This is a genomic window from Halorhabdus rudnickae (genome assembly GCF_900880625.1).
Classification (GTDB): domain Archaea; phylum Halobacteriota; class Halobacteria; order Halobacteriales; family Haloarculaceae; genus Halorhabdus; species Halorhabdus rudnickae.
In genome coordinates this window covers 125,533-151,558 of record NZ_CAAHFB010000001.1, presented here as the reverse complement: position 1 = coordinate 151,558, position 26,026 = coordinate 125,533, and the positions used below count along the sequence as shown (strand labels likewise).

25 protein-coding genes and 1 tRNA gene are annotated in these 26,026 nt (G+C 63.7%); 17 read left to right on the top strand and 9 right to left on the bottom strand.

Annotated features, from left to right (window positions below):
- Positions 1-42 precede the first annotated feature (42 nt).
- The 5 genes from BN2694_RS00735 to BN2694_RS00715 are packed head-to-tail and all read left to right on the top strand — an operon-like array spanning position 43 to position 3,727.
- Positions 43-888, top strand: a complete 846-nt coding sequence (locus BN2694_RS00735) for an NOP5/NOP56 family protein (RefSeq protein ID WP_135661657.1) — start codon at positions 43-45, stop codon at positions 886-888.
- A complete protein-coding gene (locus BN2694_RS00730; protein WP_135661655.1) occupies positions 885-1,511 on the top strand; it encodes a fibrillarin-like rRNA/tRNA 2'-O-methyltransferase in 627 nt (208 codons plus the stop codon). Before BN2694_RS00735 ends, BN2694_RS00730 begins: the two co-directional genes overlap by 4 nt.
- Positions 1,512-1,560: 49 nt before the next feature.
- Positions 1,561-2,646, top strand: a complete 1,086-nt coding sequence (locus BN2694_RS00725; RefSeq protein WP_135661651.1) for a glutamate--cysteine ligase — start codon at positions 1,561-1,563, stop codon at positions 2,644-2,646.
- A 46-nt stretch (positions 2,647-2,692) separates the two neighbouring features.
- On the top strand, positions 2,693-3,184 hold the full coding sequence (locus tag BN2694_RS00720; RefSeq protein WP_135661649.1) for a winged helix-turn-helix transcriptional regulator: 492 nt from the start codon (positions 2,693-2,695) through the stop codon (positions 3,182-3,184).
- 54 nt (positions 3,185-3,238) lie between these two features.
- Positions 3,239-3,727: a phosphopantetheine adenylyltransferase gene (locus BN2694_RS00715; protein WP_135661647.1), complete on the top strand. Its 489-nt coding sequence runs from the start codon at positions 3,239-3,241 to the stop codon at positions 3,725-3,727.
- On the opposite strand, the gene BN2694_RS00710 is transcribed toward BN2694_RS00715, so the two are convergent.
- Entirely contained in the window at positions 3,728-4,036 is a 309-nt protein-coding gene (locus tag BN2694_RS00710) for a transcription initiation factor IIB family protein (RefSeq protein ID WP_135661644.1), read from the bottom strand. It abuts the gene before it with no gap.
- 344 nt (positions 4,037-4,380) lie between these two features.
- Between BN2694_RS00710 and BN2694_RS00705 the strand changes: the two genes are divergently transcribed.
- The 6 genes from BN2694_RS00705 (at position 4,381) to BN2694_RS00680 (ending at position 11,409) form a co-directional block, all read left to right on the top strand.
- Positions 4,381-4,464 (top strand) — tRNA-Leu (locus BN2694_RS00705).
- 406 nt (positions 4,465-4,870) lie between these two features.
- On the top strand, positions 4,871-6,442 hold the full coding sequence (locus tag BN2694_RS00700; protein WP_135661641.1) for a glycosyltransferase family 39 protein: 1,572 nt from the start codon (positions 4,871-4,873) through the stop codon (positions 6,440-6,442).
- Positions 6,439-7,941 (top strand): hypothetical protein, encoded by a 1,503-nt coding sequence (locus tag BN2694_RS00695; protein ID WP_135661637.1) that lies wholly within the window; start codon positions 6,439-6,441, stop codon positions 7,939-7,941. Before BN2694_RS00700 ends, BN2694_RS00695 begins: the two co-directional genes overlap by 4 nt.
- Positions 7,942-8,109: 168 nt before the next feature.
- A complete protein-coding gene (locus BN2694_RS00690; RefSeq protein WP_167879927.1) occupies positions 8,110-9,675 on the top strand; it encodes a glycoside hydrolase family 99-like domain-containing protein in 1,566 nt (521 codons plus the stop codon).
- Between the two features lie 145 nt (positions 9,676-9,820).
- Positions 9,821-10,627, top strand: a complete 807-nt coding sequence (gene dacZ / locus BN2694_RS00685; protein WP_135661633.1) for a diadenylate cyclase DacZ — start codon at positions 9,821-9,823, stop codon at positions 10,625-10,627.
- Positions 10,627-11,409 carry a mechanosensitive ion channel domain-containing protein gene (locus BN2694_RS00680; protein ID WP_135661631.1) on the top strand — a complete coding sequence of 261 codons (783 nt, stop codon included), beginning with the start codon at positions 10,627-10,629 and terminating at the stop codon, positions 11,407-11,409. Before dacZ ends, BN2694_RS00680 begins: the two co-directional genes overlap by 1 nt.
- A gap of 5 nt (positions 11,410-11,414) precedes the next feature.
- Here the strand turns inward: BN2694_RS00680 and BN2694_RS00675 are convergent, their stop codons facing one another.
- The 4 genes from BN2694_RS00675 to BN2694_RS00660 form a co-directional block, all read right to left on the bottom strand.
- A complete protein-coding gene (locus BN2694_RS00675; protein WP_135661629.1) occupies positions 11,415-11,924 on the bottom strand; it encodes an acyltransferase in 510 nt (169 codons plus the stop codon).
- Between the two features lie 75 nt (positions 11,925-11,999).
- A complete protein-coding gene (locus BN2694_RS00670) occupies positions 12,000-14,405 on the bottom strand; it encodes a DUF2309 domain-containing protein (protein WP_135661627.1) in 2,406 nt (801 codons plus the stop codon).
- Positions 14,395-15,879 carry a proton-conducting transporter transmembrane domain-containing protein gene (locus tag BN2694_RS00665; protein WP_135661625.1) on the bottom strand — a complete coding sequence of 495 codons (1,485 nt, stop codon included), beginning with the start codon at positions 15,877-15,879 and terminating at the stop codon, positions 14,395-14,397. The genes BN2694_RS00670 and BN2694_RS00665 overlap by 11 nt, the downstream gene beginning before the upstream one ends.
- Positions 15,880-16,210: 331 nt before the next feature.
- Entirely contained in the window at positions 16,211-16,696 is a 486-nt protein-coding gene (locus tag BN2694_RS00660; RefSeq protein WP_135661623.1) for an Lrp/AsnC family transcriptional regulator, read from the bottom strand.
- A gap of 193 nt (positions 16,697-16,889) precedes the next feature.
- On the opposite strand from BN2694_RS00660, the gene BN2694_RS00655 reads away from it, so the two are divergent.
- On the top strand, positions 16,890-17,570 hold the full coding sequence (locus BN2694_RS00655; protein ID WP_135661621.1) for a carbonic anhydrase: 681 nt from the start codon (positions 16,890-16,892) through the stop codon (positions 17,568-17,570).
- A gap of 49 nt (positions 17,571-17,619) precedes the next feature.
- On the opposite strand, the gene BN2694_RS00650 is transcribed toward BN2694_RS00655, so the two are convergent.
- Positions 17,620-17,886: a chorismate mutase gene (locus BN2694_RS00650; RefSeq protein WP_135665351.1), complete on the bottom strand. Its 267-nt coding sequence runs from the start codon at positions 17,884-17,886 to the stop codon at positions 17,620-17,622.
- Between the two features lie 32 nt (positions 17,887-17,918).
- On the bottom strand, positions 17,919-18,770 hold the full coding sequence (locus BN2694_RS00645) for a shikimate kinase (protein ID WP_135661619.1): 852 nt from the start codon (positions 18,768-18,770) through the stop codon (positions 17,919-17,921).
- 90 nt (positions 18,771-18,860) lie between these two features.
- Here BN2694_RS00645 and BN2694_RS00640 point away from each other — a divergent pair, with 90 nt between their 5' ends.
- A complete protein-coding gene (locus BN2694_RS00640) occupies positions 18,861-19,295 on the top strand; it encodes a DUF5796 family protein (protein WP_135661616.1) in 435 nt (144 codons plus the stop codon).
- Positions 19,296-19,337: 42 nt separating this feature from the next.
- On the opposite strand, the gene BN2694_RS17865 is transcribed toward BN2694_RS00640, so the two are convergent.
- A complete protein-coding gene (locus BN2694_RS17865; protein WP_280176656.1) occupies positions 19,338-19,472 on the bottom strand; it encodes a DUF7128 family protein in 135 nt (44 codons plus the stop codon).
- A 186-nt stretch (positions 19,473-19,658) separates the two neighbouring features.
- Between BN2694_RS17865 and BN2694_RS00635 the strand changes: the two genes are divergently transcribed.
- The 3 genes from BN2694_RS00635 to BN2694_RS00625 all read left to right on the top strand — a co-directional run bounded on the left by BN2694_RS00635 (position 19,659) and on the right by BN2694_RS00625 (position 22,440).
- On the top strand, positions 19,659-20,726 hold the full coding sequence (locus BN2694_RS00635; protein WP_135661614.1) for an mRNA surveillance protein pelota: 1,068 nt from the start codon (positions 19,659-19,661) through the stop codon (positions 20,724-20,726).
- A 72-nt stretch (positions 20,727-20,798) separates the two neighbouring features.
- Positions 20,799-21,956: a sensor histidine kinase gene (locus BN2694_RS00630; RefSeq protein WP_135661612.1), complete on the top strand. Its 1,158-nt coding sequence runs from the start codon at positions 20,799-20,801 to the stop codon at positions 21,954-21,956.
- 148 nt (positions 21,957-22,104) lie between these two features.
- Positions 22,105-22,440: a pyridoxamine 5'-phosphate oxidase family protein gene (locus BN2694_RS00625; protein WP_135661610.1), complete on the top strand. Its 336-nt coding sequence runs from the start codon at positions 22,105-22,107 to the stop codon at positions 22,438-22,440.
- Between the two features lie 9 nt (positions 22,441-22,449).
- Here BN2694_RS00625 and BN2694_RS00620 read toward each other — a convergent pair whose 3' ends face one another.
- Positions 22,450-23,205 (bottom strand): MBL fold metallo-hydrolase, encoded by a 756-nt coding sequence (locus BN2694_RS00620; RefSeq protein WP_135661607.1) that lies wholly within the window; start codon positions 23,203-23,205, stop codon positions 22,450-22,452.
- A gap of 106 nt (positions 23,206-23,311) precedes the next feature.
- Here BN2694_RS00620 and leuS point away from each other — a divergent pair, with 106 nt between their 5' ends.
- The gene (leuS, locus tag BN2694_RS00615; RefSeq protein ID WP_135661605.1) at positions 23,312-26,014 is read left to right on the top strand and encodes a leucine--tRNA ligase; all 2,703 of its coding nucleotides are present in this window, start codon (positions 23,312-23,314) and stop codon (positions 26,012-26,014) included.
- Positions 26,015-26,026 lie beyond the last annotated feature (12 nt).

Below are 26,026 nucleotides of genomic sequence, written 5' to 3'. Positions count from 1 at the left end.
GATACCGGGATTCATATACGATTCCCGTAATTCTTTCTGACCATGACCGACGACGCGACCAGTTCGGGGTGGTTCGAAGACGTCGACCCCGACGACCTTAGCGGTGCCCGTGACGCGATCGAACACGGGATGTCCGAATCCCCGGCGGATTGGCCGGCACGGGCGGTCGAAGCCGGGTTCGCCGACGACGAAGACGACTATTACGACAAGCTTCACGAAGCGACGATTGCGGCAACCCGCGAAGAAGTTCGGGAACGTGAAAGGTCAGATGACCAACAATTAAAACATAGTATTCGTGCTATGAACGACTGTGAGCGGACCGCGAACGAACTCGCCGAGCGCGTCGCCGAGTGGGCCGGGACCCGCTTTTCGGACGCCGGGACCGGCGTCGAGTACGCTCGGGAACTCGCGACGCGGGAGCCGTCCGATCCACTCGAAAGGCGGCTGATCGCACTCGCCCGTCGTGTCGCCGACCTGACTGATGAGTCCGCGGCACTGCGACGGCACGTCGAGGCGACCGCGCCCGACGTCGCACCGAACCTCTCGGCGCTCGCCGGGCCGGTGCTCGCGGCACGACTGATCTCGCTGGCCGGCGGTCTCGAAGCGCTGGCGAAAAAACCCAGCGGAACAGTCCAGGTGCTGGGTGCGGAGGACGCGCTCTTTGCCCACCTCCAGGGGTCGGCCCCATCGCCCAAGCACGGCGTCATCTACACCCACGAGTACGTCAGTGGGACCGACCCGCACGAGCGCGGGTCGGCGGCCCGGGCGCTGGCCGGGAAACTCACGATCGCGGCCCGGATCGACCACTACAGCGGGGATCGACGCCCCGAACTCGACGCCGAACTCGACGAACGCATCGCGGCTATCCGCTCACGAGGTGGGCAATGAGTCTCCCCGAAGGTGTCGAACGACGGGTCTTCGACGGAGAGGAAGCGCTTGCGACACGGGGACCCCCCGTCTACGGCGAGCCGGTCGTCGAGGGCTGGCGGCGGTGGGATCCCGAACGGTCGAAGCTCGGCGCGATGCTCGAGAAGGGCGTCGAGACGGGATTGAGTGGCGGTGAAACGGTGCTGTACCTCGGCGCGGCCAGCGGGACGACCGTCAGTCACGTCGCGGACTTCGCGGGGCCGACCTACGCCGTGGAGTTCGCCGCCCGGCCGACGCGGGACCTGCTGGACGTGGCCCGCGAGCGCGAGCGACTGTTCCCGCTGTTGAAGGACGCTCGCGCGCCCGAGACCTACGCCCACGTCGTCGAGCCGGTCGACGTGATCGTCCAGGACGTGGCGACCCGTGGACAGGCGGCGGTCGCGCTGGCCAACCGCCGATTCCTGAAAGACGACGGCCGACTGCTCATGGCGATCAAGGCCCGGAGCGAGGACGTGACGCGTTCGCCGGAGGCCGTCTTCGAGGATGTGATCGACTCTCTGCAGACCGGCTACGAGATCCGCACCCGACAACGCCTGGAGCCGTATCACGACGACCACCTGGCGCTGTGTGCGGAGCCGCGTTGAGTTCCGTCGAACAGAACCCTTTAGCCCGCCCGAATCCAACGGCGCGGCGATGGCGACGGCCCCGGAGGATCATTTCGACAGGCTGGGAACGCTGGGTATCGAAGAGGAGCACTTCGTCGTGAACGAGCAGGCCCGTCCGGTCTCGGGCACTGATACGCTCGTCTATGAGACGGAGCCGCCGGCGATCCTCGAAGATCGGTTGGACCACGAACTGTTCAAGTTCGTCGTCGAGACCCAGACCCCGACGATCACCGACCCCGGGGAGGCTCCCGAAACACTGGCAGCGATCAGGGGCGCGCTACTCGAACACGCCCACGAACACGGTTACGATATCGCGTCGGCGGGGCTGCATCCGGCCGCCCACTGGCGGGAACTCGAACACGCCCAGAAACCACGGTATCAGTCCCAACTCGACCGGATCCAGTACCCACAACACCGGAACACGACCGCCGGGCTGCACGTCCACGTCGGCATCGACGACGCCGAGAAGGCCGTCTGGATCGGCAACGAGATCCGCTGGCACCTGCCGGTACTGCTCGCGCTGTCGGCGAACTCACCGTTCTGGAACGGCTTCGACACCGGGTTGCAGTCCGCCCGGGCGAAAATCTTCGAGGGGCTTCCCAACACGGGCATGCCGACCGCGTTCGACTCCTTCGCCGACTTCCGGCAGTACGAGCGACGCATGATCGAATCCGGGTCAGTCGACGATCGCGGCGAACTCTGGTTCGACGTCCGTCCCCACACGGGCTACGGGACGCTAGAAATCCGGGTCCCGGACGCCCAAGCGGAGACCGATCGAGTACTCGCGCTTGTGGAGTACATATACGAACTTGTCCTCGATCTGTCCGACCGCTACGATGACGGCGAATCAACTGACAGCCTCCGTCGGGAACTGCTCGACGAGAACAAATGGCGCGCCATACGCCAGGGCCGGGAGGCCTCGTTCGTCACCCGGAACGGCGACGGGACGGTCGATCTCGGGAGCGTCATCGAACGTGACGCAGACCGGCTCGATCTGGATCGTATCGACGACCTCTACGAGGCCGAGAGCGGGGCCGAGCGACAGCGGCGGCTGAAACGCCAGCGGGGGATCGACGCAGTCTGTGAGTCGGTACTCGTCTCGGACCCCCGATAGCCGAGGATTTTTACGCGGGACGGACTTCCGTCCTCGTAGAAACAACATGAAGGGGGACGAAAACTCGTCAAACGGATCGGACGACGCCAAAGCGGAAGTGCGTGATCACCTGCAGGACCGTGCGGACCAGGCCGTCGAAGAGTTCGACGAACGGTTGATCGACCTGCTAGCCTGGATTCTGGACACGGAAACGAGGGCTCGGATCTACATCCACCTGCGGGTCGATCCCGAGAGCACGAGCGAAGAGATCGCCGACGGAACGGGGTTGTATCCCAGTACCGTCCGGGAGGCCCTGGCGGAGTTACACGACGAGGGGATCGTCACGCGGGCCAAGCGCAAACACGACGGGGCCGGGAACAACCCCTACGAGTACAGCGCGATCTCGCCGAGTGAGTTGGTCAGTGAGATGGTCGGCGAAGTGCAAGAGCAGTTGAACACGGTTGTCAACCTGGATGCACACCTTACAGAGAGCGAAGAGGCGACCGCAGAGCCGATCACGATCTCTGTCGAGGACGCCGCCGACACGGAGTCGGAGTGACCATCCGGTGAGCGTTCCGAAGGCACTAAATCGCACGCCGTCGAGGGATGGGACATGAACGTTGCGCTGGGTGGGACGTTCGATCCGATCCACGACGGCCACCGCGCACTTTTCGAACGGGCGTTCGAACTCGGCGACGTGACAGTCGGCTTGACGAGTGACGAACTGGCGCCCTCGACCCGCCAGGAAGCGCGGTCCGTTCGTCCCTACGACGAACGACTCACAGATCTGGAGGACGAACTGGCGTCGTTTGGGGCCGACTACGATCGGGAATTCGAAATCCGCAAGCTCGAGGAGCCAACTGGCATCGCGACCGAGAAGCAGTTCGACGTGCTGGTCGTCTCGCCCGAGACCGAGACCGGCGGGAAACACGTCAACGAGATCCGCGAGGAGAAGGGCCACGACCCACTGGAGATCGAGGTCGTCGAGCACGTTTCGGCCGCGGACGGCAATCCGATCTCTTCGACACGGATCGTCGCCGGCGAGATCGACGAACACGGGAATCTGACGCCCGAACGCGACGGTCGGGACCCCGTGACGTGATCACCACTCCGGCGCGTCGAAGCCCGTCTCTTCTACGAGGTCTTTCCACCGTTGCTGGACGGTGAGCCGCGAGACATCGGCGGCCTCGGCGACGGCCGACTGCGAGCGGCGATCACCGGCGACCAATGACCCGACGTAGACGCTCGCAGCCAAGACCGCACGCTTCGAGCGTTCGTCGTTGGGGACATTCGAGAGAAAGACGTCCGTGGCCCGCGAGCGTGCACGGTCGGAGAGGTCGAGGGCGTCGCCGATCTCGTCGATCGTCTCGACGTACGCCTCGTTTTCGACCTGATCGCGGGCGCGATACATGATCTTCACTGCGTGGCGTCCGCACATAATTCCATCGGGAGACGGTCCGACACCGCTGTCAGTCGCGCCGTGGAAATGGCTCGATGCATCTCCGCGCTCCAAGAATTGTCCGAGGAGTAAGCCTTTACTGTGTGAATGACAAACATGCACATGGTATGTCCAGTGACCGATCGACGTGCCCGGAATGCGGCGGGACTGGTCGACGAGGTGAGAAAGTTTGTCGGGCGTGTGGTGGCATGGGGCGAGAGCCGGAGATGGCACCGAACGAGAAACCGCTCTATATTTCCTGACGGCGCGGGGCGAAGCGATAGCTTCTTGCTTCCCTACCGGATAGCGCCGAATGCGCGCGGGTAGCCAAGCCAGGAAAAGGCGTAGCGCTTAGGACGCTATCCCGTAGGGGTCCGCCGGTTCAAATCCGGTCCCGCGCATGAGCGAACGGAGTGAGTGAAAAGCAGGAGCGGATTTGTGGTAGACCGGGGTTCTGCGCCTGCGGCGCAGGTTCTCGGGCGTGGTTCAAATCCGGTCCCGCGCATTTTGCGGCGAACAATCCGTGAGCCGCAAATGCACAATGAGGATTTGAACCCTACAAGCAAGGCGCAGCGAACGGAGTGAGCGAGCATTTCTCGGTCCGGTTCAAATCCGGTCCGCCCAGAACGAGATACTCCCGCTGGTCGTGTCTCGAGGTAGCGAGCAGTGCAACCGCGAGCCGGTGAGACGTTCACCGCAAGCAGGCCACTGTGGACGGTTATGTGGGTCCTCGGCCCCGTATTCGAGACACACCATAATGTAATTCTAAAACGAAAAATTTGATACCAGTAAGCGAAATTCGATCGTATGCGACGGGAATGGGGGACGCGAATCGTCCTGGGGGTACTGCCGGCAGTGCTGTTAGCGCCGCGGGTGTTGGTACCGATGCCGAAGTGGTTCTACTTCGATCGGGAGATCGCGGGGTACTTCCAGGCGCTGGCGTACTGGCGGGATCCGATCGGGCAGTTCCTCTACAACACGCCGGCAGAGAGTTTGAGTTCGATCCACTTGCACAGCCTGTTGAGTGCGCCGCTGGTCGGCCTGGGGTTCGTTCAAGGGGGACGAGTGGTCAGTCTCGGTGCCGCCATCGTCGCGTCGCTGCTGGTCGCGTCCGTCGGCACCCGGCTTGTATCCCACCGAGCCGGTATGTTCGCCGCAGCAGTACTTTGGATCCATCCGCTGTTCAGGTACCTTTCGACAGGATACATGCCGGAGACGTTGAGCATCGCCCTGACGACCGCGAGCGTCGCCGCGATGCTGCTGGCGGCCGAAACGGGGCGACGGCAGTGGTTCGGACTCGCCCTGGGGGCGTTTCTCGCGGCGATCACGGTCCACCTCTGGGAGGCGACGATCCTCCTCCCGCTGGTCGTGATTGCCGCGTATTCGGGGCAGTGGGTACGGGCTAGAGTCTTCGTATACGTCGGATTGTTGGGGGTCCTTGTGGTGTACGTCGCCACCGGCGTACAGCCCGTCGACGGGGGTGGACTCGTTCGATACGCGCTCTGGAACGACTTCTCCGTACTACTGTCTCTGGACAGACTCTGGCTGCGATGGGCGCGGGGTCTGACGCCGCTGTCGATCAGTCTGGTGGCCACATTCCCTCTCGCTATCGGGGGATGTCTCCTGACCGGGATCCAGTGGCTACGAAAGCCGTCCTTCGAAACGGCAGTGCTCGGGAGCTGGCTGGCGAGCGGCCTGGCGATCCCGATCCTGCTCGCCAACGGCTACCAGATCCACCAGTACTACACCTGGGCCGTGCTGGCACCGCTTGCCATCGGCAGTGGCTGGGTCCTCTCGGCGACGGTCGCGAGGATCGAACCGTCCATCGCCGGAGACGGCCGCCAGTGGCTCGATACCCCTGTGGCCGGCACGGATGGAGAAGGACAAGCGGCACGCGCAGGCAGAGCAACGGCGGTGGTCACTGTCCTGCTGGCAGCGGTACTCGTGGTCTCCGTACTGGGGTTCCAGTACGGTCTGGTGAGCGAACCCGCGAAACCACAGCGCGTCGAGTGGGGGAGCGATGGGTCGATCGCGAGCGGGGAGTTCGTCTCGGCCGGGCAGACGATCGCCCGGACGGACGCCGAAGCGGCGGACCTCGCGTTCACCGGGACGTGGGGGTTCCCCTGGAGTACGCACTTCGGGCAGTATCCCAGGCTGGGGCAAGTACTGATCTACAGCGACGTGTTGCCACGCACTCGATCGCCGAATCCGGCGGGCGTAGCGGTCCACGATACAGCAGCGACAGCCACGAATTGTGAATACGTCGTGACGCGCGACGATCGCGGAACGTGGGTGGAACCATGTCGGCAACGTCTAGAGGGACTCGTCGGACTGGGAGTACGAACACAGATCACGACGCGGCAGGGGGAAAAACAATGACGACGGCCGACGATGAGAAGAAGTCAACGAGTCAGTCCAGCGTGCGGGTATCGGCGCGAGCGGATTCGTTTCGCGAGAGCAACCGACTGGGTGGACCTGACGGTTCCACTCCCGAACCCGGAGAGAAAGGATATGAGTGGCTATCCGATCAGATACTGAATCTGGGGCTGATCGCTATGGGGTTGCTGGCGATGACTTACGGGAACCTCGTCCTGTACAACACGGGCGAGAAATCCATCGACGGAACAGGTCTCGAAGCGACGTTCACGTACGTGTCGCCGCCGCTGGCGATGGCCGGGACGATCGCTCTGTACGTCCTCGCGTTTCTGTTTCTCTGTAGTGTCGGTTCGGAGTGGGCCGACCGAATGGGAAAGCTGGCATATCTCGTCCCGATCGCGTACGTCGGAACGGGATACCTGTTTCTGAAAAAGGTGTTCGCGTCACCAACCGTCCGATCACGCGTAATCGGGGGAATGACCGACGCGTACGTCTTACAGTACGAGGGGGCGAAGTCACTGCTGTCCGGAGTCAATCCCTACCACGCGAACTACACGGCAGAGATTCTCGCGAACGTGCCGGCGTACTACCGAACGCCCGTCGGGGCCGGCGATCGCACGAATCCGGAGACCATCGTGACGACACTCGACTATCCACCGATGGCGACGATCTGGTATACCCCAGCACGGGTACTCGGCATTAGCGGGGCCTTACAGGACGTCATCGTGGTCGCACTCGTCGCACTGCTGTTGATGGCCGTGGCCAGAAAGGAACTGCGCGTGTTCGTTCCGGTGTTTTTCCTTCTGGACTGGAATCTGATCATCTTCCCCGCGAGTTACGTGCCGGACATGGGCTGGGTCGTGTTCGTTATCCTCGCGCTGGTGACTTTTCACCGGCCCCGGTTGAGCGCGGTGGCGTTCGCCCTGGCGGCGTCCTACCGGCCACAGCCGATCGTCATCGCCCCATTCTTCGCGATCATGGCCTACCGGACGCACGGACTCGACTATCTGAAGACGTGGATCCCAACCGGTCTCGCAGCGACGGCGGTGATCAATCTCCCGTTCGTGCTCTGGACGGGTCCGGCCGAATACGTCCATGCCGTCACCATCCCGATCAGGGCCTCTCTGCCATCTAGTGGCGTCGGACCAGCCATGTTCGTCGATCCGCTACTCGAGATGACAGCCCTGTCTCCGGGAACGGTCAAAACGGCATTTACGATCGTCGTCGTCCTCGCGTTCGTCGTGACGCTCGACGTGGCCTGGACGTACTACGATCGGCTCGGCGTCGGCATCCTCGCGTTCCCGGCAGTCGTTCTCTGGTTCCACTGGCGGTCCCTCCAGAACTACATGATTTGGTTCCCGCTTCTGGTGCTGTCAGCTCGCCTCTTCGGACTCCCCGAAACAGATCCACTCGCCACACTTTCACGCCGTGTTCGGCCGCTAATTTCAGCTATCGAAAACCGAATCGACAGCGTTCGATCTCACCGATCCGAGCGCCGATGACATTCTTCCGCCGGTATCGATCGCGTCTCAGACACGCTCACCAAGAGATACGTGAATTGAATCGTTCTAAAGCTCGATTGCATAATGCGAACACATAGGCTAGAAGCCATTATCAGTTGTTGTATTTGGAGGAAGAAGGTAAAGAGCGGTGCCAACCGAGATCCGTACATGGGGAAGTCAACCCGCCGATCGTTCCTGTTCACTGGGCTCACCACAGGAGCGACGGTCAGCGCTCTCCGTGTACGTCGCGGCGGTCGGGGGGAAGCCGATCGGGGTAGACAGACCGACCGAACCCAGCTGTCGGCGGAGACGAGCCGAGAGATGGATTCACAGGAGGGCGAACGCGTGACACAGGCGACAGTTGACGAGCTGCTCGTCGGTGCGCATTACTACCCGTGGTACGGACCCGGCGGGCACACTGACGGGCTCGTACGAACGCCCGAGATGGGCGTCTATGACTCGCAGTCCAGAGACGTGGTCGAACGCCATCGAGACTGGGCAGACTCCGCCGGCATCGACTGGCTGTCGGCCAGTTGGTGGGGGCCGGAGACACGGACAGACGAGATCATCCGTTCGACACTCGCACCGGCTCTAGATGGGACGAACGTCGGGTTTGCCATCCTCTACGAAACGGTGGGCCGACTGTCGGGCGAAGGCGGCGTCGACATCGAAGACGAGCGTGTCCGGGAGACGCTCGTCTCGGATTTCAAGTCCCTCGAAAGGTTGTTCGATCGGCCAAGCTATCAACGGATCGACGGCCGGCCAGTTGTGTTCGTCTACGGCGCCCGGGAGTTTCGCGGTGACGTCCCGGCAGCGATCGACGCGCTTCGTGATCGGATCGATCACGACGTGTACTTACTAGCGGACATGACCGGAACGGCAGCACCGACGCCCGCTGATCGGCAGCGAATGCGTGCGTTCGACGGCGTCAACACGTACACCATCGCCGGACTGGCTGAGCAATCACAGTCCGGCGGTGCGTCGTTCGACGAGCGTCTCGCGGACCTGTACCTGCAGTGGCACGCAGCCGCGGACGCGACGCAGACGGATTTCTTCCCGACGACGATTCCCGGTTTCGAGACCCCAGATGCGGAGGAATTCACGTGGCCCGCTACCCAGGACCGTTTCGAGCGCGTGACCGAGATTGCGAGCCAGCACGTCGATAGTTCTGTCGGTGGACTCCTGGTGACGTCGTTCAACGAGTGGCACGAGTCCACCGCCGTCGAGCCGGATGAGACCAGTGGGATGGACTACTTGCGGGTACTGGATTCGAGCCTCGAATCGACGAACAGCGTCCTCGAACGGACCTACGAGCCCGTCCAGTTCACCTTCGAGCGGACGCGTGTTCCGGCGAGGGAAGACGACCGGGACCTCGCATACCGATGTGAACGGATCGAATTGCACGACAGCACGGGCGAAACGGTGGAACAGTACGACATCGGCGGGGAGGGAGAACCGCTCTATGGTCGCGGTGTCTATTTGTCCGAGTCCAACGCCCGCAGGACCTGGCGATGGTTCGGTGGCCCAACTGCCTCGACCGTACTGTACATTCCGGTGAACGTGCTCCGGCAGACGACCACCCTCAGCGTGTACGGGCACGCGATGGGAGACACCGTATCGACGAGAGTAGACACCCCGAATCGCGACGGGACTGTCACGCTCACCACGGGATGGTCGTGGGATCGGTGTTGTCTCGCCGAGTCGTCAGACCAGTGCGAAACTGGGCAAGACTGACAGTACCAGCCAGTACTGGCAGGACTGACGATGCCAGCGGGGACATTTTTCACGCACGATGTGTTGCCTACCGCGAATCCCCGAAATCGATCCCCGTCGGACCCGCCCACAAAGCTTTTTTCCTGTTAGGTTATCTGATACGATAATGAGCGAGATCGACGACGTTCTCGGTTCACTTGCGGCCGATCTGGATGGGGTTGTGCTCTTCAGTCCCGGATCGGACCTCCACGATCGATTGATCGAGGACCACGACGTGGTGGTGGTGAGCGACGAGGACGAGCGGGGGGCAGATCAGTTCGTGGAGTTGCCGGTGGAGTTCTCGGAACTCTCAGACCGGATTCGCTTCGGCATCGAGGGCGCGCTCGAAAAGGAGTACGTCGGCGAGAACGACCAGTTGCTGTGTCTGGCGACGACCTATGGGGACGACGTGGACACGGCCGTGCGGATTCGGGCCGGGGAGTTCACCGAATCCGGCGTCTACGATCTGTTCGTCAACTCACGTGCGGAGCCGGGAGTTATCCGTGACGTCGTCGAAGTGGCGATCGAACTCGGCAAGAAGGGCCAGAAGGGCAAGCCGGTCGGCGCGCTGTTCGTCGTGGGCGACGCGGGGAAGGTCATGAACAAGTCCCGCCCGCTCAGCTACAATCCCTTCGAGAAGAGCCACGTCCACGTGGGCGATCCCATCGTGAACGTGATGCTCAAGGAGTTCTCGCGGCTGGACGGCGCGTTCGTTATCAGCGACGCGGGGAAAATCGTCTCGGCCTACCGGTACCTCGAACCCTCCGCCGAGGGCGTGGACATCCCGAAGGGCCTGGGGGCCCGTCACATGGCGGCCGGGGCGATCACGCGGGACACCAACGCCACGGCGATCGTCCTTTCGGAAAGTGACGGACTGGTCCGGGCGTTCAAGCGCGGCGAGCTGATTCTCGAACTCGATCCGGAGGAGTATTGATGGTCGACGTCGCCGAAATCATTCGGACACTCTTCTCCGAGGAGACGGCGGTGACAGTCGCGGTTATCGTCCTGTTTATCGGCGCCGTGGCGGGGTATCTGGTCTGGCGCGGGACACGCAGCCTCCTGTTGCGGATGAACGTCGACGAGGCTGTCGAGGGGACAGTCTTCGAGCGAACGATGCGTAACCTCGGGCTGTCGACGGTCGGCGTCCTCGCTCAGCTATCGGCGCTGTTCGTCTACGTGCTGGCACTGTTTATCGCACTGCAGATCGCCCAGCTGATGGATACCCAGCTATTCTGGACGCGCGTTACGGGATATCTCCCGAGCCTGTTCCTCGCGGCGATCGTCGTGATCGTCGGGCTCGTGGTCGGCGACAAGGCCTCGCTGGCGGTCAGCGAACGTCTCAAGAGCATCAAACTCCCGGAAGTAACGCTACTGCCGGCACTGGTCAAATACAGTATCTTCTACGTGGCTGGGCTGGTCGCGCTTGGCCAACTCGGTGTGGCGACCGCTGCTCTGATCGTCCTACTCGGGGTCTACGCCGTCGGGCTACTCTTTTTGATCGGTCTGGCATTCCGTGACCTGCTGCGTGCGGGTGCGGCCGGGATTTATCTGCTATTGTCCGAACCATACAGCATCGGCGACGAGGTCGAGATCGACGGCAACCGTGGCGTCGTCCAGGAGATCGACGTCTTCGTCACACACGTCGAGAGCGACGACGGCGAGTTCATCATCCCCAACCAGCGCGTGCTCCGATCGGGGATCACCAGAATCCGGTAGCCGCCTCAGGACTCTCCAGAGACGACTTCTGCCGGTACGCCCGCGACGGTCGTCCCTTCCGGCACGTCCTCGGTCACCAGTGAGTTCGCCGCAACCTGTGCATCCTGGCCGACGTGGACGCCCGGCAGGACGATCGCCCCGGCGCCGATCATCGCCCGTTCGCCGATCACGACCTCGCCCGTCCGATACTCGTCCTGAAGATACTCGTGACAGAGCAGGGTCGCGTCGTAGCCGACGATGGCGTCGTCCTCGAGGACGAGCAGATCGGGCCAGAGTATGTCCGGCGTCGCGCCGAACGCAAGCGCCACTCCGTCGCCGACCTCGGCACCGAGTGCCCGCAGGACAACGTTCTTCAGGCGGACGCTGGGTACCAGTCTAAGAACCCAGATGATCGCAGGAACGACGAGCATCCAGATCGGGTTCCGGGTCCAGATCCAGTGACGAAGCGAGTTGCGCGACCCCCCGAGTTGGTGGCGGTCCAGGCGGTCGTGACGCGAGGGTTGATCGTCGCTCACGACAGTGGTTTTGTCGGCGGTGGTATTGAATGACGCGACCCGACCGCATTACAACCCCGGCGACAGCTTGCAGGGTCAATCGTCTGCGACAGCGGGATCCGGTTCCACATTCAGGTCTGGTTCAGTTCCTGCAGACAGTGGCCGCCACGACAGCTCCGTTTCGTAGTGAAACACCCGGTGGTTCTGCGTCGGATCGACGACCGACAGCGATAGCCAATCGTTGTCAAGCAGTTCGGTCAGTGACTCGTGTTCGGCCAGTACGTCCGTGACGCGCTCAACCGGGGCGTGAACGATCGTCGAGAGGCGAAGCGGCTGGTGGTGAAGCTGGTCAGCAGCGGCTTGCAGCGACTGTGCGGGTAATCCGGTCATCAGGTCGCCACCGTTGCCCTGGTAGACGCCGACGTTACCGACCGGATTGTGAGTGGTCTTCGACCCGCTCCCGTAGACGGCGGTGTCGACGGTCGAGAAGTAATACTGGGTGTTGATCCACTGGGTGACGACCATCGGCCCGGTGAGGATCGACTCCAGGGCGTCGCCGCCGGGATCGGTCGACCAATCATAGGAGTGGAGGAACGCACGGCCGTCGAGATCGAGGTCACTGGTCAGTTCCCGCGGGCCGATCACGAAGCCAGCGTTGCCGGCCAGCCCCCACTCGGGGCGGGTCTCGGCCCAGTCGGCCGCGCGACGCTCAGTCTCGCTGACGGCCGCAGCGTCTTCCCGGCCCGTCGACGAGACGCGCTCCTCGGCGGCGGACTCGCGAGCGGTCGCCAGATCGTCCCGCAACTGGGTGAGATCCGGGGCGTGGCTCTCGGGAACCGCGTCGTCGAACAGTTCGATCTCGTCGGTGGTCGTGTTGTGCTCGCCAGCCAGGAAGACAGTGTCTTCGGGGACATCGATGCCACGATCGGCCAGTGCCGCCTGGACATCGGGATCGTTGCAGATCGCCGCCAGGACGCGGGCGTTCGGCCCGCCCGGGTTGCCCGCGCAGGCACCACAGTCAAGACTCGAATCGAACGAGTTGTTCGCCGTCTCACTTGCGTGCCCGACGAACGCGACGAGGCGGCCGAACGTCTCGATGCCCATCAATTCGAAGGCGGTCGCGGCGTACTCGACTTTCTCTTCGTGGGTCAGTCCGACCGGCACGTCGCCAGCGTAGGTGTGCTGGTGATCCACGAGAGGCTCACAGAACTCGTGATCGTCCGGTACCGCATCGTCAGCCGTGTCGAACAGATCACGAACTCGCCCGGGGGCGAGCGTCCGGGCCGCCAGTGCGAGGCCGTAGCCGCTGCCGGCGTTCTCGACGAAGCCGAAGGCAGTCGCCGGGTTCGATTTCAGCGTCTCGAGGAGTTTTCCCACGCTCTCGCGGATCGCCGACCAGCGTTCGTAGCTGGCCTGTCCGTCCTGGTCGGTCGGGAACTCGGTGACGCGGTGCTTGGGATCGACGATCGGAGGGCAGGCCTCGACAGACACCTCGTCGTCGTATCCCTGATACTCCATCGGGACGCCGAAAAAGCCCGCGTACCCGTGGGTCTCGTATTTGCCCGTTGCCTCGACGTGGCGACGAATGACCTCCGAGCGCGTGTCGATACAGAACACGAGTTGGGCGTCCGGGCGATCCGCCGGATCACCGTCCGCGAGCGCCTCGCTCTCGCTTGCGACTGCTTCGAGGAGTTCGGTGCGGTAGCTCCGCTCCCACGCACACAGAAAGGCGTCGGCGATGTCCTCGGCTCTCTCGGGTGCCGTGTCGTCAGGGCCGGGCGAGGGGTCGAGATCTGCATCGAACGCCGACAGGAGCGCGAGACGAGCCGCGAGATAGCCCGACAACGTGATCGGGTAGGTCGACTGCCAAGCACCGTCGTTCTCGGCCCGCTGTTTGACGAACCCGGTCCAGCCGGGCAGGGCGGCCAGTTGCTCCTCGAAGATCGGTATCCACTGGCTCTCGGGGTACGGTTCCAGGACGGTCCCGATGACCTCGATGGGGTCCTCGGGCAAGTCGGCGACGATTCCTTTAGCCGGGACCTGCTCGTCGTGCTCGATCACGTTGTGAAACGCGGCGTAGAACCCGTTTTCGCGGTCGGGCATCGGCCACTTCGCGCGCCCCTCGTCGAGGAACGCCGCGAGCCACTTCGTCAGGACGTGCTCGGCGCGCTCCGTGGCGATATCGGGCGATTCTGCCTCGACGGCAGTGTCCATCCGTTCGAGCAGCGCCGCCGGGGCATCCTCGTAGCCCCGGTCGGCGAGTTCGGATTCGAGGATTTCGCGGTCGATTTGACCAGCAGTGAGTGCCGCCCGGAACGTCTCCCGGCGTGGGTACCCACGACCACCGAGTAAATCGGCCGCCTGCCGGACCGCCTCCGGGAACGGCATCTCTTCGAACCCCGAGAGGGGATTGGCCGTCACGAACGAGTGAATCGGCCAGACCGACCCGACGGTGGTGGCTGCCTTCTCGATCCCGGTTTCGATCGTGCGTTCAGTGCTCATTGTATTCTCTCCTGGTGGTCAACACGGTGTCAGCTGGCGGTTGCGTCGCGTTCACGAGCGTGACGTACAGTCGCGTACTCCGCTCGTAGTACTCGGTGTCCACGGCGACGTATGCAAGGAGGAATCCCCCGACGACGAGACCGTGGACGACGGTCAGTTCGGTGGGGGCAGCCACGATTGGAAGGTCACCCAACAGCCCCGAGACGGCCTCGTAGACGAGTGCGTAGATAGCGATGGCCGGGACGAACACGGCCGGGACCGCGCCGTACCGGAGCGGGGCCGACAGCGACATCTGGCCCACGACGCTACGAGCGGCGTGTAGCGTCGTGATCACCACGATCATCACGAGGACGATCCCACTGTCGAAGTGCATTCCCTCGCCGGTCAGGACCGCGAACACCACGCCGCCACCGATCCCGGTCAGGACCGTAGCGGCGAGGCCGACGACGCCGGGAGCCTGTTTGGTCGCGGTACCCGGACTGGTCTGCTCGATCCGTTCGCCGGCACTGAGGAACTGATAGGCCTTGTAGAAGCCGTGCAGGATCAAGTGGGTGATCGCGGCCCCGAAGAAACCGAGGCCGGCCTGCATGATCATAAATCCCATCTGTCCGACCGTCGATCCGCCCAGTTTGCTCTTGACGTCCGGCTGGACGGACTTGAGTAGTTTTCCGAGGAGTGCGCTCAGCGCCCCGACCACGACGACCGCAAGCATGAGCGTCGGGTCGACAGTGAGCACCGGGGCGAAGCGAATCAGGAGGATGCCGCCCGCGTTGACGAACCCGGCGTGCATCAGCGCCGAGGCGGGCGTGGGTGCCGTCATCGAGGCGAGCAGCCAGGTGTGAAACGGCACCAGCGCGGACTGAATCATCGCCGCGAGGACGAGAGCCCCGGCGGCGAGCACCCACACCGGCCCGCCGAGACCGGCCGGAGCCGCGGCGATCCCCGAGACTGTCGTCGACCCGGTCGTCCACCACAGTGTTGCGAGTGCGAGGCCGAGCACGGCGCTGCTTGCGAGGAAGTACCTACGGGCGACCTGCTCGGCGGCCCGTGCCTGTTTCCATCCCCGGACGCTGCCGACGAGCGTCGCCATCACCTGGCCCATCGCCAGCCACAAAAGCCAAAAGAGGGCGACGTGGTCGGCCGCGACCAGCCCCATCACGATTGCCGTGAATCCGAAGATCCCGGCGAAAAAGCTCGTCTCGTGGGGGGTGCCTGCCATGTAGCGACGCGAGTAGCTGTGAACGATACCGCTGAAGAACGTGACGACCACCCACAGCAGGACAGTCAGACCGTCGATGGCGAGCACGCCCGCGATCTCCCAGGCCCCGGCCAGTCGGACTCGCGCGGCCAGGACGGCGACGCTCGCGGCAAACAGCGTCCACACGAGCCACGTCAGTGCACCGGGCACGATCGAGGAGTCCACCGTCGTGTCCGGGAGCGCTCCGACAGTCGATTTCGAGGTGCGTCCTGACATCGTTGTCACTCACGACCCATCTGAATCGCCCAGGTCCGCTCTAGGGTCTGGTTCTGGTCGCTTCTATAGCCATTTGAGAACAGTTTGTCTATTAAATCTTCCTATAGTCACAAACCGTTCGTAAAATACTCATTATAGAACATTGTGTTTTTGTAAACCACACACTCTTGACAAGGTAATCGAAAGGACTCTCGGCCCGGACAGACGCGTGATCGGCCGGTTCGTCCCGGATGAGAACAAAGGGTTCTGACAGAGCGAGTGTGTCGTAGTCCGTGATCGGTGGCGTCACCGAGAGAGCCTCGCCGACTGTGGCGGCGTCGACTGTCTGCAGCTATGAACGGTGTTCGGACGAGGTTCCGGTGTCGAACTTGCCGAACGGGGTCGTCTCGTGGGTTCTGACGAGCACTTCGTCGGCGACAGTCAGGCCCATATTGAGCAGTTCCTGTGCGACAGGGGTGATGTCACTGTCGGACTCGCCGACGACAGTCACGAGCAGGTTCTCTTCGCCGGTGACCAGTTCCTGAACCGAAACAACACCGTCAATAGCCAGGATATCGGGGATCAGGTCACCGCGCTCGGGGATCGACGCGGTACAGTAGAGCAACATTCGGAGTGGGTAGCCCGACTGCTGGTAATCGACTCTAGCGCTGTAATCCTTGATCACGTCATCGGTTTCGAGCCGCTGGATGCGCTTGCGGACAGTACTATCCGAGGTCCCGGTTCGCTCCGCGATGTCTCCCGAGGACATGTTCCGGGCGTCCTCCTGGAGTGCATACAGGATCGCTTTGTCCACCTCGTCGAGTTCCTCCTCGGCCATACTGGTATCTCCGCAAGGAGGCTACTTTATGGTTGTACGTTTCGGGGCCATTCGACAGACGCCCGACGGTCGCTCGTCCGAGAGCAGTCCCCGACCACGAACAGTTCGATAGCGCCGATCAACCGTGTCCGGGACACAACTCCACGAACCAGAAATCTCAATCCCTAAACCGTCGGCAGGGTTCTGCTCGCGTATGCGCGACATTTTCATCTCGATGCTCACCGGCAATGCTGCCCACGCCGAGGCGTTCGACGACCAGTTCGGCCCGCTCCAGGACGGCCAGCGCCCGGAGGCAGTGACCGTCTGCTGTTCGGACTCGCGGGTACTCCAGGATCACATGTGGGGCAACGACGCTCCGGGCGACCTGTTCACGTGTGGCAACATCGGCAACCGGGTCATCCAGAAAGTCGACGGCGAAGCCGTCATTTCAGGCGACGTCCTCTACCCGATCGCTCACACGGGGACCGACGTGGCGGTCGTCGTCGGCCACACGGGCTGTGGCGCCGTCACGGCGACCTACGACCACCTCACTGACGGCCTCGACGAACCGCCGGGGATCGAACACTGCGTCGACCTGCTGGCCCCGTCGCTCGAACGAGGTCTGGAGAAACTCCCTGACGGTCTCGAACGCGAAGCGGCGATCAATCACCTCGTTGAATACAACGTCGACCGCCAGATCGAGGCGCTCGAAGCGAGCGAACACGTCCCGGATGGAACCGATCTCCTCGGTGTCGTCTACGACTTTCAAGACGTTTACAGCGGCCGTCGCGGCGAAGTACACGTCATCAACGTCGACGGCGAGACCGACCCGGAGACGCTGGGGGACACCTACCCGGAGATTGAATCGCGCATTCGTCGCCTGTGGACGTACTGAGAAGCCGCCTTTCGACAGCAGATAGACGGAACAGGCACTTCTTGTTCGCTCAGCGATTCTCCCGCTGTTCGACCTTGTTCAGTTCGATCAGCAGGCGGAAGATGGCCTTCACGAGGTTGGCGTCGACGTCGAACTGTTCGGCGTTCTCGCCGGCACGGTCCATGACGCGCTGTTCCTGCTGTTCGTCGGTGGTCGGCAGATCCCGTTCGTCCTTGACCGCCGCGATCGTGTCGGCGACGTACGTCCGGCGGGCGATCAACTCCACGAGCTGGGCATCGATCGAGCGGATCTCCTCGCGGAGTTCGTCCAGACTCATGTCGTCCGGTCGCGATTCGGCCGGCCAGTCGCTCACGTCGTCCGGGCGCCGTCCCGTTGTGTCGTCGTCATCCATGTCCGTCCCTCGTATTGTTCCCAGATTTCCCGCACACGCTCTAAGTCTTCCCGGTTCCCGACTGCCGTCACGCTCGGTCCCGTCCCCGACAGCGAGACGCCCTCGGCGTGGGCCATTGCCTCGACCATCGGATCCGGGGAGAACCCGAGCGCGGCGGCAAACGCGAGACCGTTGACGGTCATCGCTCGTCCGTACGCGCCGTCGAGAGCCAGGTCGGCCACCAGATCTGCCATCGGCGCGATCTGGCGGCAGCGCTCGACATCGGCATCGGCGCTGTAGGCCCGTTCGGGCGGCGTCCAGACCAGCACGTCCCACTCGACGGGCTCGTGGGCGAGCAACTCGTCTTCGGTGTTGTCGGTCACGGTCACTCCGCCGAGCATGCTCGCACTCGCATCGTCGAAGGCGCCAGTCACGGTGACGCCCACGTCGCGGGCGGCCTGGACACCGATCCTGGCGGCGTCGGCCTTGGATAGTTCTCCGCTGGCGCCAAGAGCGTCGAGTGTCGCCAGCACCGTCGCGTTGGCGGCCGCACTGGAACTCTTCAGTCCCGAGGCCATCGGGATGTCGCTGTCCGTCTGGACCGTTCCACCCTCTCCGTCGCCGAACCGGTCGGTGACGAGTTCGACACAGTGCTCGATCAGCGCCGTGTCGGCGTCGGGTTCACCTGCGACAGTGCCGGTCACGTCCCCGCGACCGTCGAGCGTTACCTCGGCGTGCAACTCGACGTCGATGGCGAACGCCGACCCGGTGCCCGTCGCCAGCGCGTTCAGTACGGTCCCGGCGGCGGGTGCCACGGCAGTGCCGTCCATGTGGGCACGAACTCGACGAGCCGATACTTACGTGTGCTGGTTCCCGTCCCGGAACGCGGCGTTTTTCATCGCACCGCACCCAGGAGGAGTATGAGCATCCGCGAGGACGTCCCCCCGCAGACGGTGGGCGTCCAGCTGACCGAAGACGGCGTCACCGTCGAGTACCTCGACGGTCGGGAGGCGTTCTATCACGGTGTCCCGGCCCGCCGGGAAGGATCGGTCACGACCGCGCCGGGCAAGCAGGCACACGTCCTCGTGACCGACGAGAGCGGGACTGAGGGAATCCTCGTCTACGTCAACGATCGCGTCACCCACGAGGACATCCTCGAATCGACCGGTGTAGGTCGGCTCCTGCTCGATCCCGAGGAGGCGACGACGGTCTTCCCGGGCGTTCGAGCCGAAAGTCACTCCCACCGCGTCGAGATAACGGTCGACTTCGACGCGCTGGACGGGCGAGTCTTTGTTTTCGAGGAAGACGAGATGGGCGAACGATCCTTCGAGATTGTCCCGGACGGAGAGGGGTAATCTCGGGACGAAAGCGCCCGGCGAGACGGGAACGAGCGCTAATTACTGGATATACGAGGGGTCTTCCGCGTCGCAGGCCTCCTCGTGTTGACGGGCGTCCTCCCGTTCGTCGAAGAGCATCTCGCACTGCTCACAGCGGTACCACGTCATCCCGTCTTTCTCGGTTGTTTCGACCATAGCTAGCCGTCCGTCGGCCGGAGATAAATGCGTTTTCGTGGAGTCCGTTGTCTTGTGTCGTGGCACAAAGCCACATTGAGCGGTTTCATGCCCATCAGCCGGAGGACCCAATTGATCGGTTTCACGCCAGCCGACTGGAACCCCGAAATCAGCAGGCACTTACTCGCTGGTCCCCCACCCGCGAGCATGCGCATTGCCGAGCGGGAAGACCTCGAGGGCGGTCGCGAGCGGCTGACGCTCGTCCCCGAGAGTCTCGACGATCTCTGGCATCTCACCTACGTGATCGAGCCGGGCGACCGGGTCTCGGGCGATACGACGCGCCGGATCCAGCGCAACGACGAACAACTCCGGGATACGGGCGGGGAGCGCGAACACATCTGGGCCGCTCTCGAAGTCGAAGACGTGGAATTCGCCCGCTTCGCCAACCGGCTGCGGGTCAGCGGCGTCATCGCCGACTGTTCCCGTGAGGACCAACTCGGCCAGCATCACACGCTCAACGTCGAGGAACACGACGAGATCGCCGTCGGCAAGTACTGGAAGCCGGATCAACTCGAACGGATCGAGGAGGCCGTCGAAGCGACCGACGCGCCGGACGTGGCCGTCGCGACGGTCGAGGAGGGGCAGGCGTACGTCCACACGGTCGCCCAGTACGGGACCGAGGAACGAGCGAGCGTCACCGGGCCGACGGGGAAAGGCGACTACGCCCGTCCGCGGAAGGAACTGTTTGCGGAACTCACCGAGGTGCTCTCCCGGACGGACGCCGATGCGATCATCCTCGCCGGTCCCGGGTTCACGAAACAGGACGCGCTGGCGTACATCGAAGAGGAGACGACGGATCTCGCCGATTCGATCACGACCGTCGACACGAGTGCAGTGGGCGACCGTGGCGTTCACGAAGTGCTCAAGCGCGGGGCTGTCGAAGACGTCCAGACCGAGACGCGCATCGCCGAGGAGGCCGAGCTGATCGACGAACTCATGGCCCGGATCGCCGACGGGGTCGAGGTCGCGTACGGCCCCAGTGAAGTGACCGAAGCGGCCGAATACGGCGCGATCGAACACCTCCTTATCCTCGACGAACACCTCCGGGAAACCCGCGCGGGAGAGGGCGACTGGGAGATCGACGCCGATCGCGTGATCGAACGGACCGAACAGCAGGGCGGCGAGGTAACTGTCTTCTCGCGGGAGTTCGATCCCGGCCAGCAACTCGCGAATCTCGGAGGGATCGCGGCGTTGCTCCGGTATCGACTGCAGTGACTGAGAGGCGGCTAACGAAACGATTTTTTGTCGGGGGCGAGAGCTTCGATCGACGGAGAGCGATTATCGCCAATGGATTTCGAAGATCAGGGGGATTTCGCGGAACAGGTCGCCGACCTCAATCGATACGGTCAGGCCTTGAACAGCTGTGAAACGGCCGACGAAGTGGCTTCGCTCACACTTGAGGCGATGTCGCTGCTGTTTGAGTTCCCCTACGCGACGTTCGTCGAAGTTCGCGACGGGCAACCGACAGTCAACGGCAGTACGAACCCGGCACTGAGAGCGGGCGACGACGGGGCAAAGATCGTCCGGGAAGCCATCGAAACAGGAGAGACGGTCACGCGAGAGGGTGCCGACGCCAGAGTCACAGACGACTCGGGCGTGACGGCCGCCCTGGCAGTCCCGGCGAGCATCGTCGACGAGGTGATCGTGGTGCTCGTCCTGCGGGCGACTGAGGGCGACGCGATCGGCGACGAACACGCCGAACCGCTCTCGATTCTGGCGTCTCACGCCGCCACGGCCATCAGCAACATCCGTTCGCGGGAGGAACTCGAACGGGCACGCAACGACCTCGAGACCCGCAAGGAGATGATCGAGATGTACGACAGTCTCCTGCGCCACGACCTGGGGAACGACCTGCAGGTCATCACGGGGTTCGCCGACGCGCTTCTCGACGAAGTGGACGATCAGGCCCTCGACTACGCCGAACGGATCGATCGGGCCGCTCGCAGCGCCTCCGACTTGGTCGACCGGGTTGGCAACCTCGTCTCGACGCTCGAAGAAGCCGGCGAACCCGAGCCCAAGCCGCTCCGCCGGGAACTTGAGGAGACAGTCCGAGACGTCACCGCCCAGTACGACGATCTAACGGTCGCGTTCGAACCCGCAGACTTCGAGTACCAGGTCTACGGCGGCGATCTGCTAGACTCGGTGTTCACGAACATTCTCTCGAATGCCGCGATCCACAACGACGGCCCCGTCGCAGTCGACATCTACGCCGAAGAGCCGACGACCGAGACCGTCGTCGTCGGGTTCGCCGACGACGGGAGTGGCGTCCCAAAAGCAGTCCGGGAAGACATCTTCGAGATGGGACGAAAAGGACCCGAGAGTTCCGGGACGGGACTCGGACTCGGGTTCGTCCGCGCACTCACCGAGTCCTACGGCGGGACTGTCTCTCTGCGGGAAAGCGTGGACGGCGGCGCGGACTTCAGAGTTACGCTCGACCGAGTCTGAGACGAAACAGGATGGTCCTCGGCCGGGCGAGGGCGAGCAATGATGCCATCGGCAGCCGAAGTAGCGGGGGAGAAGCACCGAGGACGTCTGCCATCCCTGAAGTGTACCACGACTTTTCGAGAAAGAGACGTTTGCACACCTGACGACGATGACACCGGCCGGTCTTCCACACACCACCCCTGTGTGGATCGACTACGACGTTGGGGACCGGGTGCTGGTCAACACCGAACGCGGGCGGCGAAAGGAGCGCAACGTGGCTCGTGACCCGACGGTCTCGGTGAGTATGATCGATCCCGAAAACCCCTACCGGTTCCTCTCAGAGACTGGTGAAGTGGTCGAGACGACGACCGAGGGCGCCCGCAAGCACATCGATACGCTTGCTTACCGCTATCTCGGCGAGGGCGAGTATCCGACGCTCATCGAGACAGAACGGGTGATCCTACGGAGTCGGGCCGACGACGTAATCACCGGCGACGGCGAGTGAGCACGCGTCTCAGAACGTGATAGCTTGCCCGTCACGGGCGAATTTGACCTCGCCCTGATAGTGCTCGCCGATCGAAGCCAGCATCTCCTGGTGGCGGCCGTCCGTTTGCGGGTAGAGGTGTGTCAGAAAGATCGTCTCAACGTCGATGTCGGCTTCGGAAAGTGCCTTACCCAGGGAGGATGGCGTCGCGTGATTGTCGGTCTCGATGTCGTCCGGGAACGAGCAGTCGTGGACGAGAACGTCGGCGCCGGCGGCCAGCGAGAGAAACGCCGGATCGGCAACCGTATCACCGCTGCAGACGACCGCCGGCCCCGACGATCCCGCCGGTGAGAGTCGGTAGCCAAGGCCTGCCATCGAGTGGCTGACGTCCCTGGCGTGGACGTCGAGACCAGCCAGTGTCGTCTCCCCGGCTTCGAGATCGGTCACTACTGGGTCGACGTGCTCCCGGAGGTACTCGTGAACGTCGAGGAGGTCCGCGAACAACTCGGCGGTGCCTTCGGGGCCGGCAATCGAGAGCGACGGCGCATCCGCCAGCCAGCGGGCCTTCAGCAAGGGAAGCAGGTCAGCGAGGTGATCGAGATGGTGGTGGGTCAACAGGACGGCATCGAGATCGGCGTACCCGCGATCAGTGGTCGCCAGCGCACCGAGGACGCCGCTACCGCAGTCGACCATGAGCCGTCGGTCGTCGGTTTCCACCAGGAGGCCGGTCTGGTTGCGCTCGCCGGTCGGCAACGCGGTGCCGGTTCCCAGAAACGTCAGCTTCATGCGACGAGGTGGTGCCAGCGGGACAAATCGTTGGCGGCCACGTCCGAACTGTCGATCAGGTTTATGCCTCCGCCCGCCCGAACTCGCTACATTCAGCGGGACCGACATGGACCGAAGTCACTACAACCACGCGAGAATTCAGGAGTACTGGCAGTACGAGTGGGGCAGACAGGACGTCTACGAATGTCCCGACGGGGCCACCAACCCGACGTACGTCCTCGGCATGTTCCCCTACACTTCGGGGAACCTGCACATGGGTCACGTCCGCAACTACGCGATCACCGACGCCTACGCCCGCTATCGTCGCCACCAGGGTGAGGACGTGCTCCAGCCGATGGGCTGGGACGCCTTCGGTCTGCCCGCTGAGAACGCTGCCGAACAGCGCTTTACCGACCCGCGCTCCTGGACGGAGACCTGCATCGAGAGCATGCGCGAGGAGATGGAAGACCTTGGGCTTGGGTATGACTGGTCCCGGGAGTTCACGACCAGCGACCCATCCTACTACCGCTGGAACCAGTGGTTCTTCGAGCAGTTCTACGAGGCCGGACTCGTCGAGTACGACGCCGCCGCCGTCAACTGGTGTCCCGACTGTGAGACGGTCCTGGCCGACGCACAGGTCGAACACCCCCACGAGGAGGGGGACGACCACGACGGTGCATCCGGTCCGGACGCCGGTCCTGTCCGGACGGACGGCGTCTGCTGGCGCTGTGAGACTCCGGTCGAAACGCGGGAACTCGACCAGTGGTTTTTCACCATCACCGATTATGCCGAGGAGTTACTCGATGGGTTAGGGGACCTCGAGGGCTGGCCCGAGAGCGTCCGGGAGATCCAGCGCAACTGGATCGGCCGCCAGGAGGGTGCACGCGTCGAGTTCGAGGTCCCGGAGTACGGGAGCGTCGAGGCGTTCACGACCCGGCTGGACACGATTTACGGCGCGACGTTTCTGGCAGTGTCTCCGGGACACGACCTCGCGACCGAACTGGCCGACGAAGAGGGGGCGGTAGCGGACTACCTCGCGGATACCCGGAGCCACGATGACAGTGGCGGAGACCCGACAGCCGGCGGGGTCTTCACGGGACACCACGCGATCCATCCGCTGACCGGCGAGGAGGTGCCGATCTACGTCGCCGAGTACGTTTTAGACGACGTCGGGACCGGGGCCGTCATGGGCGTGCCAGCCCACAACGAGCGCGACCACGCCTTCGCCACCGCACACGAGCTACCGATCCGGCAGGTCGTCGAACCCGACAGGGACGTAGATGAGGATGTCGCCGTCGAGGACGTCGCCTACACCGGGGAGGGGGTGCTCGTCGGCAGCGGCGAGTACGACGGCCTGGACAGTGAACGGGCACGAAATCGACTCCTCGAACTCGACTGTGCGGAGTCGGCCGTCACCTACCGCCTCCGGGACTGGCTGATCTCCCGGCAGCGTTACTGGGGGACGCCGATCCCCATCGTCCACTGCGAGGACTGTGGCCCAGTACTCGTCCCCGAGGACCAGCTCCCGGTCGAACTGCCGGAATACCAGCCCGCGACGGGCAACCCGCTCGAAGCGAACGAGGAGTTCGTCGAGACGACCTGTCCGGAGTGTGGCGAACCCGCCCGCCGGGAGACCGACACGATGGACACGTTCGTCGACTCCTCGTGGTACTTCTTGCGCTTTCTCTCGCCGAACCTCACGGACGCCCCGTTCGACGCCGACCTCGCGGCCGAGTGGTTGCCCGTCGATGTCTACGTCGGCGGGGAAGAACACGCCGTGCTCCACCTGCTTTACATCCGCTTTTTCGCCCGGGCACTGGCCGATCTCGGCATCCTCGAAACCCGCGAGCCGGTCGAGCGGCTCGTCAACCAGGGGACCGTGCTGCACGGCGGCGAGAAGATGTCGACGACGACGGGCAACGTCATCACGCCCCACGAGTACGGCCCGGAAACGACGCGGCTGTTCGTCCTCAGCGCTGCTCACCCGCGACAAGACTTCGAGTGGACGGCCAAGGACGTGGGCTCGGCGTACGATTTCCAGCAACAGCTCTACAGCATGGTCGATGCGTTCGTCGATCGGGAACCTACACGGACCGATCGAGAGCCCAGAGACGAGTACCTCGACCGGGCGATCGACCGGGCGATCGCCGCCACGACGGCGGAGTTCGACGCGTTCCGATTCCACCGGGCAATCAGCGAGATCCGGTCGCTGGCTGGGCTGCTCGGACAATACCGCGACGCAGGCGAACCACACGAGGATGCCTATCGCCGTGGGCTGGAGACGTTGGCCGTCCTGATCGAGCCGATCACGCCCTATCTTGCCGAGGAACTGTGGAACATGCTCCGGTGTGACGGTCTGGCCGTCGAGGCCGACTGGCCCGACTCGGCGGGAGATACCGACGACTATCGCATCGAACGAGCGCTGATCGACCGGACGCGCGAAGACGTCCGGGACATCACCGAGGTCGCCGGGATCGAGCACCCCGAACGGATCACGTTCGTCGTCGCCCCCGAGTGGAAGTTCAACGCCTACGAGGCAGTTCGCCACGCCGATCCCGACGAAGCAGTCGTCAGTCAGGCCCTCGAGGACGACCTCGTCGCCGAACATCGCGAGGCGGCCGGCCCCTATCTCGGGGAGTTAGAACAGCGCCGTCGCTCGCTGGAACCAGTGCTCGATCCGGAACGGGAACGTGCGCTGCTGGAACGGGCCGGCTGGCTGTTCCGCGAGGAGTTCGACGTGACGGTCGTCGTGAAACCAGCGGACACGACCGAGAACGTGGAACTGGCCGACCGTGCCGAACCCGGCAAGCCGGCCATCCACATCGACTAGCCGTCCACGAGA